The 14940-nt window shown below is 66.8% G+C and carries 11 protein-coding genes, 1 tRNA gene and 1 pseudogene; 6 read left to right on the forward strand and 7 right to left on the reverse strand.

Translation table 11 applies throughout. From position 1 onward, the window contains the following. Positions 1–32: 32 nt before the first annotated feature. Both E1832_RS20750 and E1832_RS20755 read right to left on the reverse strand, forming a co-directional pair. Positions 33–1856, reverse strand: coding sequence for an ABC transporter transmembrane domain-containing protein (locus E1832_RS20750; RefSeq protein ID WP_133361695.1), 1824 nt, complete (start codon positions 1854–1856; stop codon positions 33–35). A gap of 223 nt (positions 1857–2079) precedes the next feature. Beyond that, positions 2080–2153, reverse strand: a tRNA-Gly gene (locus E1832_RS20755). A gap of 157 nt (positions 2154–2310) precedes the next feature. On the opposite strand from E1832_RS20755, the gene E1832_RS20760 reads away from it, so the two are divergent. Beyond that, the gene (locus tag E1832_RS20760; protein ID WP_133361696.1) at positions 2311–3585 is read left to right on the forward strand and encodes a lytic murein transglycosylase; all 1275 of its coding nucleotides are present in this window, start codon (positions 2311–2313) and stop codon (positions 3583–3585) included. Positions 3586–3624: 39 nt separating this feature from the next. On the opposite strand, the gene E1832_RS20765 is transcribed toward E1832_RS20760, so the two are convergent. The 4 genes from E1832_RS20765 to E1832_RS20780 all read right to left on the reverse strand — a co-directional run bounded on the left by E1832_RS20765 (position 3625) and on the right by E1832_RS20780 (position 9898). Then, the gene (locus tag E1832_RS20765; protein ID WP_133361697.1) at positions 3625–5955 is read right to left on the reverse strand and encodes a TRAP transporter fused permease subunit; all 2331 of its coding nucleotides are present in this window, start codon (positions 5953–5955) and stop codon (positions 3625–3627) included. Between the two features lie 83 nt (positions 5956–6038). Further along, a complete protein-coding gene (locus E1832_RS20770; RefSeq protein WP_133361698.1) occupies positions 6039–7094 on the reverse strand; it encodes a TAXI family TRAP transporter solute-binding subunit in 1056 nt (351 codons plus the stop codon). Between the two features lie 47 nt (positions 7095–7141). Further along, the gene (locus E1832_RS20775; RefSeq protein WP_133361699.1) at positions 7142–8812 is read right to left on the reverse strand and encodes a sulfatase-like hydrolase/transferase; all 1671 of its coding nucleotides are present in this window, start codon (positions 8810–8812) and stop codon (positions 7142–7144) included. A 129-nt stretch (positions 8813–8941) separates the two neighbouring features. After that, complete coding sequence (locus tag E1832_RS20780) at positions 8942–9898, reverse strand: LysR substrate-binding domain-containing protein (RefSeq protein ID WP_133361700.1); 957 nt, start codon at positions 9896–9898, stop codon at positions 8942–8944. Positions 9899–10258: 360 nt separating this feature from the next. Between E1832_RS20780 and rsgA the strand changes: the two genes are divergently transcribed. Both rsgA and E1832_RS20790 read left to right on the forward strand, forming a co-directional pair. Continuing rightward, positions 10259–11341, forward strand: coding sequence for a ribosome small subunit-dependent GTPase A (rsgA, locus tag E1832_RS20785; RefSeq protein ID WP_133361701.1), 1083 nt, complete (start codon positions 10259–10261; stop codon positions 11339–11341). Between the two features lies 1 nt (position 11342). Next, the gene (locus E1832_RS20790) at positions 11343–11774 is read left to right on the forward strand and encodes a GNAT family N-acetyltransferase (protein ID WP_133361702.1); all 432 of its coding nucleotides are present in this window, start codon (positions 11343–11345) and stop codon (positions 11772–11774) included. A gap of 66 nt (positions 11775–11840) precedes the next feature. Here E1832_RS20790 and E1832_RS20795 read toward each other — a convergent pair whose 3' ends face one another. Then, a complete protein-coding gene (locus E1832_RS20795) occupies positions 11841–12626 on the reverse strand; it encodes an IclR family transcriptional regulator (RefSeq protein WP_133361703.1) in 786 nt (261 codons plus the stop codon). A gap of 74 nt (positions 12627–12700) precedes the next feature. Here E1832_RS20795 and E1832_RS20800 point away from each other — a divergent pair, with 74 nt between their 5' ends. The 3 genes and pseudogenes from E1832_RS20800 to E1832_RS20810 form a co-directional block, all read left to right on the forward strand. After that, positions 12701–13645 (forward strand): cupin domain-containing protein, encoded by a 945-nt coding sequence (locus tag E1832_RS20800; protein ID WP_133361704.1) that lies wholly within the window; start codon positions 12701–12703, stop codon positions 13643–13645. 425 nt (positions 13646–14070) lie between these two features. Further along, positions 14071–14373 carry a recombinase-like helix-turn-helix domain-containing protein gene (locus tag E1832_RS20805; RefSeq protein WP_133361705.1) on the forward strand — a complete coding sequence of 101 codons (303 nt, stop codon included), beginning with the start codon at positions 14071–14073 and terminating at the stop codon, positions 14371–14373. Then, positions 14363–14864, forward strand: a pseudogene (locus E1832_RS20810) (ABC transporter ATP-binding protein); the annotation flags it as partial. The gene E1832_RS20805 and the pseudogene E1832_RS20810, both read left to right, overlap by 11 nt. Positions 14865–14940 lie beyond the last annotated feature (76 nt).

A 14940-nucleotide genomic window follows, 5' to 3' on the forward strand; every position in this document is an offset into this window, starting at 1 on the left:
CGGAGCGGAACGGATGCCCCCGCCCCGGCGCGTTATTGCGCGGCCATCGCCCCATCGGTGAACTGCAACCGGGCCAGGCGGGCGTAGAGCCCGCCGCCGGCCACCAGCTCGTCATGGGTGCCCATGGCGGCGATGCGGCCCTGGTCCATCACCACGATGCGGTCGGCCTTTTTCACCGTGGCGAGGCGGTGGGCGACAATCAGGGTGGTGCGGGTCTGGCTCAGCTCGTCCACCGCCTGTTGCACCGCGCGCTCGCTTTCGGCGTCCAGCGCGCTGGTCGCCTCGTCCAGCAGCAGCACGGGCGCGTCGCGCAGGATGGCCCGGGCGATGGCGATGCGCTGTTTCTGACCGCCCGAGAGCATCACTCCCCGCTCGCCCACATAGCTGTCATAGCCCTGCGGCAGCGCCATGATGAACTCATGCGCGGCGGCGGCGCGGGCGGCGGCCTCGACCTCTTCGTCGCTGGCCTCGGGGCGGCCAAAGCGGATATTGTCGCGCGCCGAGGCGGCGAAGATCACCGGGTCCTGCGGCACCAGCGCCACGGCGCGGCGGAAGTCGTCGCGCGCCATGTCCCGGAGCGCCACGCCATCGAGGCGGATCTGCCCGGCCTCCGGATCGTAGAAGCGCAGGACAAGCTGGATGATGGTGGTCTTGCCCGCCCCCGAGGGGCCGACAAAGGCCACGGTTTCACCCGGCTCGATATGCAGCGAGATGTCGTCGAGCGCGACGGTATCGGGCCGCGCGGGATAGCGGAAGGTGACGCCGTCGAAGGCGATCTCGCCGCGCACCGGAGCCGGCAGGACCGCCGGTGCGGCGGGGTCGGTGACGGCGTCGGTGGCCTGCAACAGCTCGATCAGACGTTCGGTGGCGCCGGCGGCGCGCTGCAGCTCGCTCCAGATCTCCGATAGGGCGGCGACCGAGCCCGCCACCAGCACCGAGTAGATCACGAACTGCACCAGCATCCCCTCGGACATCGCGCCGGCGCGCACGTCGCGGGCGCCGATCCAGAGCACGCCGACGATGCCGGTGAAGACCAGGAAGATGACGATGACGGTCAGCAGCGCGCGGGTCAGGATGCGGCGCTGGGAGACCTGGTAGGAGGTTTCGGTCATCTCGGCGAAGCGGGCGCGGCTGGCGCCCTCGTGGGTGAAGGCCTGCACCGTCTGCACCGCGCCCAGCGCCTCGCCGGCGTTGCCGGAGGAGGCGGCGATCCAGTCCTGATTCTCGCGGCTGATGGCGCGCAGCCGGCGGCCCAGCACCAGGATCGGCACCACCACGGCGGGCACGATCAGCAGCACCATGCCGGTGAGCTTGGCCGAGGTCAGCAGCATCAGCCCCAGCCCGCCGATGAACAGCAGCATGTTGCGCAGCGCGATGGAGATCGACGAGCCGAGCACCGACTGGATCAGCGTGGTGTCGGTGGTGATCCGGCTGAGCACCTCGCCGGTCATGATGTTTTCGAAGAACTGCGGGCTCATGCCGATGACGCGGTCGAACACCGCCTTGCGGATGTCGGCCACGACCCGCTCGCCCAGCCGGGTGACCAGCGCATAGCGCAGCCCGGTGCCCACCGCCAGCAGCGCGGCGATGCCGAGGGCGGCAAGGAAATACTGGTCCAGCAGCTCGCCCGAGCCGGTGCGGAAATTATCGACCACCCGGCGCACCGCCAGCGGCAGGGTGAGCGACACCACCGAGGTGAAGACCAGCGCCACGCCAGAGGCGAGGATCAGCCCCAGATAGGGCCGCATGAAGGGCCAGAGCGAGCCGAGAATCCCGATCTTGCGCGACCTTGCGCGATCCTCTTCCGCGCCGGGCGCGGGGGGCGGGGCGGTTCGGGAGGTGGCGGCGCGGGCCATGGCGGCTCCTTCTTATTGGGATCGGGCATCTTGGGACCGGACGACAGGGCCTGCCCATGGGTGGTGGGCCGTTTCATGGCCGGGCGGACGGCGCGGGTCAAGCGGCCAGTTGCCACGCCGGGCAGAGCGCGGCCCCGGCAGGCGCCGCAATGCGGGCGTCTGGCGCCGGTTCCGCGGGACGGGCCGCGCGCACGGGGGCTGTCAGTCCGGGGGTGGAGAGTTCTGGAGCGGGTGGCGGGAATCGAACCCGCGCGTTCAGCTTGGAAGGCTGACAGGCTACCATTACATCACACCCGCACCTGGGCGCAGGGGTTACGACAAGGCCCGCCGGCAGTCAAGTTGCAGATCAATCGCAGGGGCGCCTCTTTGCGCCGGGGCCTGCTGCGCTTGGAGCTGGGGAGTTTTGTCAATAGGCTGGCCCCGATCAGAACCTTATCGGGACGTCCTTTTTGCCATGCTGTCAAACGGTCTCCGCCCTGCCCTACCGCTGCTGACGCTGCTGGCGCTGCTGGCGCTGCTGCTCACGCTGTTCGCCACCCCGGCCCCGGCCCAGGATCGCGCCGGGGCTGAGCGGCAATTCCGGGTCTGGCTGGAGCGGACCGTCTGGCCGCAGGCCAGGGCAAAGGGCGTGTCGCGCCGCACCTTCGACGCGGCGTTCGCCGGCGTCGCCCTCAACTGGGATCTGCCCGATCTGGTGCCGCCGGGGACCAAACCGAAAACCCCGAAGGCGCAGCGGCAGGCCGAATTCGGGGCGCCGGGCAAGTATTTCAATCGCGGCGCGGTGGATGGCGCGACCCGGGTCGGGCGGCAGATGGCCCAGCGCCATGCGGCCGCACTGAAGCGGGTCGAGGCCAAAACCGGGGTGCCCGGGCGCATCGTCCTCGGCATCTGGGGACGCGAGAGCGGCTATGGCCGGGCGGCGATCCGGCACGACGCCTTTGCGGTGCTGGGCACCAAGGGGTTCATGAGCACGCGGGCGGAGTATTTTACCGATGAGCTGATCGCCGCCCTGCAGATCGCCGAGGCGGGCCATGTGGCCCCGCGCGCGATGAAAAGCAGCTGGGCCGGCGCGCTGGGCCAGCCGCAGTTCATGCCGTCCAGTTTTCTTGCCCATGCGGCGGACGGCGATGGCGACGGGCGCGCCGACATCTGGGGATCGCAGGCCGATACGATCGCCTCGATCGGCAGCTACCTCAAGCGCCACGGCTGGGTTCCGGGGCGCGACTGGGGGTTCGAGGTGACGGTGCCGCCCTCGGTATCCTGCACGCTGGAGGGGCCCGATCAGGGCCGCCCGATTGCCGAGTGGGAGGCGATGGGAATCGCGCGCGTCTCAGGCCGGCCGTTCCCGGCGCAGGAGCTGCGCGGCGAGGGGTATCTGCTGATGCCGGCGGGTCGGCACGGGCCGGCCTTTATCGTGACGCCGAATTTCTACGTGCTGAAGGCCTATAACATGAGCGATCTCTATGCGCTGTTCGTCGGCCATGTGGGCGACCGCATCCGCTTTGGCATGGGCGATTTCACCGCGCGCTGGGGCGATGTCGGCGGCCTTTATCGCTCGGACATCGCGGCGATGCAGCGGGCGCTGGAGCGGCTGGGGCATGACGTGGGCGGCGCCGACGGGTTGCCGGGGTTCCGGACCCGCCGCTCCATCGGCCGCTGGCAGGAGGCGACGGGGCGCGCGGCCAGCTGTTTTCCCGACGCCGGGGTGGTCGCCGCGCTGGCCGATTGAGAGGCCCCGCGCGAAGGTTCCGCGCCGGCACCGGCGGGATCAGACCCGCCCGCGCCGCCCGGACCAGTGCCAGAGCAGCAGCGCAGCGGCGGCTGCCAGCGCCGCGAGGCTGACCGCGGGGGCCTTCATCAGCACCAGCACGGCGAGGGTCAGCCGCAGGATCAGTTCCGCCCCACCGATCGGGCGTGCCTCGAACCGGGCCAGCGCGCTGGCCAGAAGATAGAGGGCGGCGGCCACCCGCAGGATCACGAAGGCTATCCCGCCGATGTGAACGGTCCCGTCATAGCCCTCCAGATAGCGCGCCCCGCCCGTCGTCGGGCTGAGCTGCGCCGCCTCGATCAGCAGAAGTTCAGGGTAGAAGGCGAAGACGAAGGGAATGACGAAGATCACCACGCCGGCCCGCACCGAGGCGATGCCGGTGCGCATCGGGTCGGCCCCGGTGATCGACGAGGCGGCAAAGGCGGCCACCGCCACCGGCGGGGTGATGGCGCTGGCCACCGCGAAGTAGAAGATGAACATATTGGCGGTGAAGCTGGCGATGCCGAGGCCGACCAGCATCGGCGCCATCAGCAGCGCCACGTTGATATAGGCGGGCACCGTGGGCATCCCCATGCCCAGCAGGATCGCCATCAGCATGGTCGCCAGCAGGGCGACGAAGAGGAACAGCGCGCTGTCGCCGATCACCCCGCCCGAAGCGCGCAGCCAGGAGATGATATCGACCGCGATGTAATTCGACAGCCCGGTGAGGTTGAGACAGAAATCGATCACCGAGACGGCGAGGAACATCAGGTAAAGCCGGCTGACCAGCAGGCCCGCGTCGGCGAGCGCCGCCACGATCTTGCCCGGGGATTTCCGGATCTCGGCATCGAGGAAGAAGAGCGCGACGAGCAGCGCCATCGCCCACCAGCCGGCCGATCCGGCGTCGCCGGCGGAATTCTGGAAAAGCTCCAGCAGCCAGGGCAGGGTCTCGGCCCGGCAGCCGTTTTCGGTGACGATCTGCGTCACCCCCCAGAAACCTGCCAGCGGGCCGCAGCCCACCGCCTCCTTGGGGGTGAGCAGCAGCAGCAGGATCAGCCCGATGGGGGCGAAGATCATCAGCAGATGCAGCCTGTCCGCGCCGGTCAGGCGCATATCCTCGGTGGCCTCGCCCACCGCCTCGATGCCCTGCCTGCGGGCCTGGAACACCACCGTCAGGAACAGGCAGCCGAAATAGGCGGCCGCCGGCAGCGCGGCGGCGATGATCACCTCGCGGTAGGGCACCACCGTCATCGCCGAGAGGACAAAGGCCGCCACGCCCATGACGGGGGGCATGATCTGGCCGCCCGACGAGGCCGCCGCCTCGATCCCGCCGGCAAATGTGCGGGAAAAGCCGCGCCGGAGCATCATCGGGATGGTGAGCACGCCGGTGGAGAGCACATTGACCACCGGCCCGCCGGAGATGGTGCCGAAGAGGGCGGAGCTGACGATGGCCGCGTGGGCCGGGCCGCCGCGCAACGCCCGGGTCCAGAGAAAGGCGAGTTTGATCAGCGACCGGCCGCCGGCGGAGACGCCGAAGAGCGAGCCCAGAACGATATAGGGAAACACCGTGTTCATCAGGATGCCCATGAACCGGCCCAGCAGCCCCTGGGCGTTGTTGACAAGGATGTCCTGCATGTTGGGGCGCCCGTCGATCAGCTGGCGCGGCTCTCCGCCCAGTTTGGTGACGAGGTATTTGTTGATGTCATCGGCGCCGAAGACATACCAGACCAGCACGGTGATCAGCGTATAGGCGGCGATCAGGATGGCGACGGCGACCAGCGGAAAGCCCCAGACGCGCACGTTGTAGCCCAGGAAAACCGCGATGGCGCAGGCGACCATGGGAAAGATCCACAGCCCCAGCGTGGCGATGCAGCTGGGATCGTCGACGGTGTTGGGGGGCGGCAGACCCATGGTTTCGGCGAACTCGATCTCGGCCTGAAGGGCGCCGGCGATCAGCTCGGCGCGGGTGCCGGTGATCTGGTCGATCAGGCAGACAGAATCGATCTCGATCAGGTAGCCCAGCGCGACGGTGACGGCCATGACCACCAGCGCGACATCCATCGCCAGCCCGAAGGCCCGCAGCGCCCCGCCGCGTCCGCGCTGGCGGAAATCGCGGGCCATGGAATGTTCCAGCGCCACCGCGCACATCATGATCACAAAGACCAGCGGGAAGAGGTATTCGTAGCTGAACCGCCGGATCACCACCCCTTCGCCGAGGACCGAGGCGGCCAGCGCGTCGAGGCCGGGAATCGAGGGAAGGGTGTTCAGCAGCCCGATGATCACCAGCGCGAGCCCGAGCATGGGGGCAAGGCGCCGGGCAGAGCCGGGCGTGATGGTCTGATCGGAGGTCATGTCTGTCCCCTGTTCGCAGGCGGATCGGAGGGGCCGGGACGCATGAGGGGGGCGCCCCGGCCGGCGTCACGCGGCGGTGCGCGTCACTCCCTCGCGCAGTCGGGGACGGTATAGCCCGCCTCTTCCCAGGCGGCGACGGCGCCGGGGTGGTACTTCAGCGCGTTCAGCCCGCAGAAGCCGGAGAGCTCGGGCGCCAGCGTGGCGAGGCCGACGTTTTTCATATAGGCGGTCTTGCTGCTGAGTTGATCCAGCGTGGCGATGTACTCGGCCACCAGCGCCTTGGCCATGTCGAAGGACATGTCCTTGTGCACGATGTCGGCAAAGGCGGTGCCGAGGCCGCGAAAGGTGCCGTCCTCGGAGATCAGGCGGATGCCCTTGCCGTCCTCATAACCCATGTCCGCCCATTTGACGACGATGGGCACGTTACCCGGCGCATTGAAGATCTTTTGATAGGCATCGCTCTCGAACACGTCTTTGGGGGTCGAGATCATCACCACATTGCCGGCGGCCTGCATGGTGGTGGCCCGCGCCGAGGGAAAGGTGAGCGGAAAGACGAAGGCATCCATCGAGCCATCGACCAGCGTGGTCGGAAGCTGGCCCCAGTTGGACTGGTGGCCGGTGTAATCCTCGCCGTCCTTCAGCCCGGCGGCCAGAAAGATCGCCTGACGCGCGTTGACCAGCGCGGCGCCGCGCGGCGGGCCGTTCCAGACCTCCTTGCCCTTGAGGTCGTCCCAGCCGTCGATGCCCTCGCTTTCCAGCGCGATCAGCCCGTAGGCACCGGCGTTATAGGGGTAGAGCGCGCGCAGGTTGGCGGCCAGCGCGGCGCCCTTTTCGCCCTGCTTGGCATAGGGGCCCCGCCCCTTTTCCAGCAGGAACCCCAGAATCAGCGGCATCGGCGCGATGTCGGTGCGCCCCTCGGCGACGTTGAGCACCGAATTGGTCAGCGTCTGCCCCTCCTGTACCTGCAGGCTGGCGATGCCGGCGGTGCTGGCGATCTCGGCCATATGCAGGATCGAGACATGCGGGCTGTTGCCGGGGCTCGACGCCTCGGCGCTGAGGTTGACCTGCGCCGTGGCCGGTCCGGCGGCGAGCGCGCCGGAGGCGATCAGGGCGGCAAGGCCCAGTGCGAGATGTTTCATTTTTTCCTCCCTGTGGAAATTGCGGGGCCTCCTCCGGCCCCGGTATTTCAGCCGCGCGGCCCCGATTTCATGTCGGGTGCCTTGCGGCCGCGATATTTGACCGTGAGTTCCAGCGGCGTATCGTTCTCGTCGTAGATGCCGATCACCACGCCGCGCTTGCGGGTCTTGGTCCGCATTTCGATCAGCTGCTCTTCGCTGCGGGTGGTGCGCTGCGACTGGCGGCGGCTCCAGGCAAAGAGCTTGTCGTACATGCCGGCGATGATGTCGGCGTGAATGTCGCTGTCGCCCAGATCGGTCAGCTCCTGCGGGTCGGCGGCCAGATCGAACAGCATCGGGCGATGGCCGCCCTCGAAATGGATCAGCTTCCAGCGTTTGTCGGCAACCATGAACATCACCGCGTCGCGCACCGCGATGTCATGCAGATGCGCCACCGGGGTGGCAGAGAAATCGTATTCGCAGATGACGTAATCGCGCTGCGTCTCCTTGCGCTCGCCGCGCAGGATCGGCAGCAGGCTTTCGCCCTCCAGGATATGCTTGGCGGGTTGGCCACCGGCCGCCTCGACGAAGGTGGGGGCGAAGTCGATGCATTCGACCAGCGCGTCGCAGGTGGTGCCGCGGGTGGCGTCGGCCTCGGGGCTGGGGTCGTAGACGATCAGCGGCACCCGGGTGGAGGTGTCGTGAAAGAAGGTCTTTTCGCCCATCCAGTGATCGCCCAGGAAATCGCCGTGGTCGGAGGTGAGCACGATCATGGTGTCGTCCTTGCGCCCGGTCTCCTCCAGCCACTGGAACAGCCGCCCCATCTGGTCGTCGGCCTGTTTGATCAGCCCCATGTAGGCGGGGATCACCGCCTCGCGCACGTCCTGGCGGGAGAAGGTTTCGCCCACCTTGGTATCCATGAAGGCCTTGAAGATCGGATGCGCGTGCTGGCGTTCGGCATCCGAGCGGACCACCTCCTGCACGTCCTCGGGGCCGTACATCGAGGCATAGGGTTCCGGCACGATATAGGGCCAGTGCGGTTTGATATAGGAAAGGTGACAACACCAGGGGCCGGCGTGGGTTTCCATGAACTCGATGCCGCGCCCGGTGAGATAGGGGGTTTCGCTGTCCTGCTCGGCGATGTTCGCCGCCTCGCTGGAATTCTTCAGGAACCAGCCCGACAGTACGTTGCCGTCCTCGTCGAGGCCGGAGTTGGCGAAGTCGTGCCAGGGGTTATCGCTCTCGTACCCCTTGGCCTTGAGCCATTTGTTGTATTCCCTGGCGCCGTCCGGGTCGTAGGAGCCGTCCGGCCCCTCCGGCAGCATGCCGTCGTCGCGTTCGATCACGTCGAAGCCGCATTCGCTGACGCGGGCGCCGATCAGGCTGTCAGGTTCCAGGCCCAGCCTTGCCATCCCCTCCTCGTCCGCGCGCATATGGGTCTTGCCGACCAGGTAGCAATCCATCCCCGCCTGGCGCAGGTGATCGCCCATGGTCATCTCGCCGACCTTCAGCGGGATGCCGTTCCAGCTGGCGCCGTGGGAATGGACATAGCGGCCGGTATAGGTGCTCATCCGGCTGCTGCCGCAGATCGGCGACTGGATATAGCAGCGGGTGAAGCGCACGCCCTTTTCGGCCAGGCGGTCGATATTGGGGGTGTGCAGGGTCTTGTGACCATAGCAGCTCAGGTAATCCCAGCGCAGCTGGTCGAACATGATGAACAGGATATTCTTTGGTTTCGTCATTCGCTATCGGCTGGTCATACCCCGCGCCGTTCGCTGTGACGCATGGGGCGACGCCACCTCTCCCCCCGTGACATTCGGTCGCAACCTAGCAAGCCCGGGGGGCGGGGAAAAATAATGATTTCGAAAAACCTATAACCGTTTCGCTATACCACTGCCGTCCGTGAGGCCCAGACCCCGCACCTCTTCACGGATCATCTGCATCAGCAGTTGCGCCGGCGCGCTGACCGTCTGCCCCGCCGGAGTGGTCAACCCCACCGCCCCGTCCATGGCGCCTCCGGCGACATCGAGGCATTCGGCGGCGGCCTGCTCCAGTTCGCGCCGCATCGCGCCCAGCGGCTGACAGACCACCGCCTCGGACATGGCGAGATAGGAGCGCGCGAATTCGAAGGAGATCGTCTCGATCATATTGGAGAAGCGGGACAGGCCCTGCGAGATCAGGAAGCGGTCCAACTCGTCGCGGATGATGGTGCCGGGGATCGGGATGACCACCGGATAGCGATCGACATCGCCGATTGTCAGTCCCTGCCGGCCCGCCAGCGGATGGCCGGCGCGCACAAAGAACACCAGCGGCTCGCTGTAGAGATGTTCGAAATTCATCCCCTGCATGTGCTCGGCGGAGAGCAGGCGGCCAAAGCCGAAATCCACCTCGCCCGAGCGCAGATATTGTTGCAGCCCGCCGCCGGTGGTGGCGATGAATCGCAGATCGACGGACGGCGAGAGCGTCTTGAACCGCCGCACCGCGCCGGGCATCACCACGCGGACGACATTGGGCAGCACATAGGCCACCACCCGCTGGTCGGCGATCTGGCCCTGCAGCGCCTCCAGCCCGCGGTCGATCTGGCCGATTCCGCCCGAGACATAGGAAAACAGCGTATTGCCCGCCGCGTTCAGCACCAGCCCGGCGGCGGTGCGGTCGAACAGCGGGCTGCCCAGCTCCTCCTCCAGCTCGCGCAGCGAGCGGGAGACGGCGGGCTGCACCGTGCCCATCGCCTCGGCGGCGCGGGTGACCGAGCCCAGATGCGCCACCGACAGGAAACAGCGCAGGTGGCGCATGCGGATGCGGCTCGACGCCAGCCCCTTGGTCATCTTTCGGTCCCCTTCCCCGGCGATTGTCCCGGCCTCCCTGATGGCTCTGCCCACTGTCCGCGCGGGAGGGGCATGGATGCAATCCCCGATTTGCGCCGGCGCCACAGCCGAACAGGGCGATCCGGCCGCGCGGCGCGACGGCCGCTTGAAAAACGGCCGCCCTTGCTGTAGGAAGCGGCCACCGGAATGGAGATTTTATGTCCCGCTGAAGTGGGGAGGCAGCTGTCCTCCCGATGCGAAATCAACCGATGATCTGCGTGGTCGGCCAACCGCCGACGCGAGCGGTGTTTTGCAATCTCAAACAACCTTACACTTCCGGTCGAAGCGATGCTTGCGACCCCGACATGAAAGTCATCCCCAATGAGACGGGACTATTCCGAATTCCTGCCGCCAAGTCCGGGCGGCACCAGCGCGACGCGCACATTTTCAACCATCGACACATTCGGCTGGCAGCCTTTTTTCGCCCAGCAGATCAGCGTTGACGATCTGACGGCGACGGCGCCCGCCCGCGTCACCGAGGTGCATCGAAACGGGCTGCATGTTGTCGGCGACGGTCTGGATCTGACCCTTCCGCCCAATCCCGAGGCGACAGTGGGGGATTGGATGTTGCTTGACCCCGCGGCGCCACAGACAAGCCGGATCCTTGAGCGCAAGAGCCTGATCAAGCGGCGCGCACCGGGCACGGATCGGCGGGTTCAGCTGATCGCGGCAAATATCGACACCATCTTTGTCGTGTCGTCCTGCAATCAGGACTTCAACGTCGCCCGGCTGGAACGCTATGTCGCGCTGGCCCTTGAGGCCGGGATCACCCCGGTGATCGTTTTGACCAAGGCCGACCTTTGCGGCGATGTCGAGCGCTATGTGACCGCCGCGCGCGGCGTGTCCGAGCTGGTTCCGGTCGTGACCATAGATGCGCGCGGGACCGAGCCCAGGGAAAAGCTGGCCGAGTGGTGCGCGCCGGGCAGGACCGTCGCGGTTCTGGGGTCGTCCGGCGTGGGAAAATCGACCATCGTCAATGCGCTGGCGGGAACCCTGTCGATCGAGACCGGGGCGATCCGCGAGGACGACGCCAAGGGACGCCACACCACCACGCGGCGTCAGTTGCATGTGGTGTCCGGCGGCTGCGTGGTTCTGGACACCCCGGGCATGCGCGAGCTTCAACTGACCGACGCGGCCGCGGGGATCGACGATCTTTTCTCGGACATCAGCGGCCTTTCGGCACAGTGCCGGTTCAACGATTGCCGGCACATGACGGAACCGGGATGCGCCGTTCTGGCCGCTGTCGAGGCCGGCACAATCGCGGCGTCACGGCTCGGTCGGTGGCGAAAGCTGATGAACGAAGAGGCCCACAACTCAGCCAGCCTGGCCGAACGGAAATCCAAGGACAAATCCCTTGGCAAGCTGATCCGCGCCGTGCAGCGACAAGACAAGAGAAGATACTGAGATGACCATCAGAAAATACCGGACCAGCGACACCGACGCGCTGATCGCGATCTGGCGACGGGCCAATGCGCTGGCCCATCCGTTTCTGGCACCGGAGTTCGTCGCCCGGGTCGCCGCCGACATGCGCGCGATCTACCTGCCGAACGCCGAGACATGGGTGCTGGAAGAGGACGGCGATCCGCTGGGGTTCATCGCCCTCATCGGCACTGAAATCGGCGGGCTGTTCCTGGATCCGGGGCACGTCGGCAAAGGCTTCGGACGATCGCTGGTGGATCATGCCGTCCGGCTGAAAGGCCCCTTGCGGGTCGAGGTTTTCCGGGACAACGCCGTCGGGCGTCCGTTCTACGAACGCTATGGATTTCTCCTTGATGAGGAATACCTGCACGACCCGTCCGGGGCCATGGCCTGGAAAATGGCGATGCCGGCGGCGTAAACGATTCTGGAAGGCGTCTGCGACAGACGCCTTCCATCCCCGACACGGTCCTTCGTCCCGCGCGCCCTACCCGCCCAGCAGGCGGGAGATGCGCAGGCCGGTCTGGCGCACCGCCGCGCGGATCTCGGGCGGGACCGCGCCATTGCCCTCGCTGGCTATGGTGGCGTTGATCGCCGCGATCACCCGGCCCGACATGTCGCGCACCGGGGCGGCGACCGAGGCGATGCCGGCCTCGAAACTGCCGATCTGCTGGACCGTTTCGCTGTCGCGGTCGCGGCGCCATTGGGCCAGAACCTCGCCCTGGTCGCGCAGCGCGCGCCCCGGCGCCGCCGCCTGCCCCCGGTCGCGGTAGAGTGCGATCACCGTCTCTTCGTCCAGATCGGCGAGCAGGACGCGCCCCATCGTGGTGCTGGCCGCCGGCAGGCGGCTGCCCACGTGGACGATGCTGCCCATGCCCATGCGCGAGGGCACCCGCAGAAGATAGAGCACCCGGTCGCCGTCGCGCACCCCCAGATGGGTGGACCAGTCGGTCTCGTCGCGCAGGCGCTCAAGCTCGGGCAGCGCAATCTCGACCAGCTCGCGGGTGGCCATATAGCCATAGCCGAGACGCAGCACGGCGGGGCCGAGGCTGTAGCTCTTGCCGCGCGGATCCTGCAAAAGGTAGCCCATCTGCGCCAGTGTATAGACGGTGCGGAAGGCGGCGGAGCGGCTGAGCCCCAGTTCGCGCGCAAGATCGGACAGCGTCATTTCCTTGCGTTCGGGCGAGAAGGCGCCAAGCACCCGGAGCCCGCGCACGAGGCCGGGAACGATATAGCGGTCCTCCGAAAGCGGCTCGTCAGATGTTTTATCCATGAAACACTATATAGCCTGCAAAACAATCGGCGGATAGACCCGTTGCAGGACGTGCGACAGAAAAGGGACTCGCCATGAACATCCAGACCACCGCTTCCACCCTGGCCGATGAGCTGAAGGCGCATACCGGCCGCTTTACCGACAAGGAATTCGACTGGAACGCCTTTCCGTCGAATGCCGGATTCGACGAGCTGGCCCGCGCGCAGATGCGCTATATCGGCGCCGGCGGCTCGCCCAAGGTGGGCGACACCAGCACGCTGAAGCCCGATCACTTCACCCTGAGCCTGATCTACAAGGAGCCGGGCAAATACGCCGCCTGCCATTCCCATGAGATCGAGGAAAGCTTTCTGATCATCGACGGCACACTGATCGTCGGCTGGGAGAAGGACGGCGAGGTGGTCGAAGTCAATCTGGGGCCCAAGGACATGATCCTGAACGCGCGCGAGATCGGCCACGGGTTCCGTGTCGACGGGGTCGAGCCGGTGCTGATGTCAATCTCGGTCGATGTGGGCAAGCCGCTGCCGCCGGTCTATCACTATCACCCCAAGGATCACGCGCCGGAACTGGCGCGCACCTTTGGCGCGCAGCCGGGCAAGACGATGAAATTCGACCGCAACGGCGCGCATCCGCTGCAAAAGCTGATGGCGGACTATGTGGTGCGCCACCATGAGCAGCCGACGATCTGGGAGGATGCCGGATTCACCCGCAAGGTCTATGTCGGGGCCGGCGGGATCGGCAACGACACCTGCCGCAAGGAGATGTGGGGGGTGCCGTCGCGTGTGGGCGTCAAACCCTTTGTGCGGCCGGTCGAGGATGCGGTCCTGGTACTCGAAGGCTCGCTGACCGTGGGCTGGGAGGAGAATGGCGAGACCGTCGAGGTCGAGCTGGGTCCGCGCGATCTGGTCAAGACGCCAGCGGGGCGCAAGCACTGGTTCCGCAACGACTCCGCCGCCCCGGCGACGGTCTGGACGGTGATCGGCCAGGCCGAAGAGGACGGCGTGGTCTACGCCGCCGCCTGAGGGGCCGGTTCCCGATCTGAGAGGGCGCCCGCGTGGCGCCCATTTTTCCGACCTCCGCGCCGCTGCGTCGATCCGACGGAGGCAGGCCGGCGCGGTGGCCGGGTCGGCGAAAGCGCGCGGACAGCGATTTTCCGGTTGGGCGCGGACGCCGGAGCCGGGCGCCATCGCCCCATCACCGGCGGGGCCGATCCCCCCTGATTCTCTTTCAGACCTCCACGACCGGGGCTGTTCATTATTTAACCGCACGGTCATATATGAAACTTGTCCGAAATTTCAGCATGTTGCCGACGCCCCTCGCGGGCCGGCGCCATGGCCCCGATAGCAGCCGGAAAAATTCTTGACTCGATGTCCTTTCACGGGCCAATCTATTTGTGAACACAGTGTTTAAATATGAACACTGATCATGACAGAGAGGGAAAGGGCACATGGACGCATTCAAGGATAAGCTGTCGCAACAGGCGCACGACACCGGCCGCCCGGCACTTGCCAATCAGTGTCAGGGGCGCGCGTTGAGCGCGGAGGAGGCCACGCTGGCCGAGGCGCTGATGGACATCTACGGCTCCGGCACCCATGATTTCTCCGCCGTCGCCAGTGCGCTCGCCGACAAGAAGGTGACCGCCCCGATCTCCGGCCGCACGGACTGGACCGAGGCGCTGCTGGCCGAGGAGCTGACCGCCATCAACGCCGACCTCGACGCCGCCTATGAGGCGAACGGTTATGGCGCTTGAGTTCCGCGCGGTCACCAAGGTCTTTCCGACCAATGCCGGCACCCCGCTGACCGCGGTTTCGGGCGTCAGCTTTCGCGTCGACGAGGGCGAGTTCGTCTCGGTGGTCGGCCCCTCAGGCTGCGGCAAGTCCACCATCCTGTCGATGACCGCCGGCCTGTATCAGCCCAGCGAGGGCGAGGTTCTGGTCAGCGGCACGCGGGTGGACGGACCCAACGCGCATGTGGGTTTCATGCTGCAAAAGGATCTTCTGCTGCCTTGGCGCACCATCATCTCGAACATCGAATTCGGGCTGGAATCGCGTGGGGTGCCGCGGGCGGAACGCCGCGCGCGCGCCATAGCCGAGCTGAGGCATTGCCATCTGGACGGGTTCGAAACGCAATATCCCTATCAGCTTTCGGGCGGAATGCGGCAGCGCGCGGCGCTGGCGCGGACGCTGGCCATCGACCCCGAGATCATTCTGCTGGACGAGCCGTTTTCGGCGCTGGACGCGCAGACCAAGCTGCTGTTGCAGAACTCATTTGCCAAGACCATCGCCGAGGCCGGCAAGACCACCCTGCTGATCACGCA

Origin of the sequence: Antarcticimicrobium luteum (assembly GCF_004358185.1) — a bacterium.
In the GTDB taxonomy this organism is placed as follows: domain Bacteria; phylum Pseudomonadota; class Alphaproteobacteria; order Rhodobacterales; family Rhodobacteraceae; genus Antarcticimicrobium; species Antarcticimicrobium luteum.

Bases quoted from the DNA above. Each gene is read 5' to 3' on its own strand.
- E1832_RS20800 (WP_133361704.1), top strand. From the start codon at position 12,701: ATGAACATCCAGACCACCGCTTCCACCCTGGCCGATGAGCTGAAGGCG.
- E1832_RS20775 (WP_133361699.1), bottom strand. From the start codon at position 8,812: ATGACGAAACCAAAGAATATCCTGTTCATCATGTTCGACCAGCTGCGC.
- E1832_RS20760 (WP_133361696.1), top strand. From the start codon at position 2,311: ATGCTGTCAAACGGTCTCCGCCCTGCCCTACCGCTGCTGACGCTGCTG.
- E1832_RS20750 (WP_133361695.1), bottom strand. From the start codon at position 1,856: ATGGCCCGCGCCGCCACCTCCCGAACCGCCCCGCCCCCCGCGCCCGGC.
- E1832_RS20765 (WP_133361697.1), bottom strand. From the start codon at position 5,955: ATGACCTCCGATCAGACCATCACGCCCGGCTCTGCCCGGCGCCTTGCC.
- E1832_RS20770 (WP_133361698.1), bottom strand. From the start codon at position 7,094: ATGAAACATCTCGCACTGGGCCTTGCCGCCCTGATCGCCTCCGGCGCG.
- E1832_RS20790 (WP_133361702.1), top strand. From the start codon at position 11,343: ATGACCATCAGAAAATACCGGACCAGCGACACCGACGCGCTGATCGCG.
- rsgA (WP_133361701.1), top strand. From the start codon at position 10,259: ATGAGACGGGACTATTCCGAATTCCTGCCGCCAAGTCCGGGCGGCACC.
- E1832_RS20805 (WP_133361705.1), top strand. From the start codon at position 14,071: ATGGACGCATTCAAGGATAAGCTGTCGCAACAGGCGCACGACACCGGC.
- E1832_RS20795 (WP_133361703.1), bottom strand. From the start codon at position 12,626: ATGGATAAAACATCTGACGAGCCGCTTTCGGAGGACCGCTATATCGTT.
- E1832_RS20780 (WP_133361700.1), bottom strand. From the start codon at position 9,898: ATGACCAAGGGGCTGGCGTCGAGCCGCATCCGCATGCGCCACCTGCGC.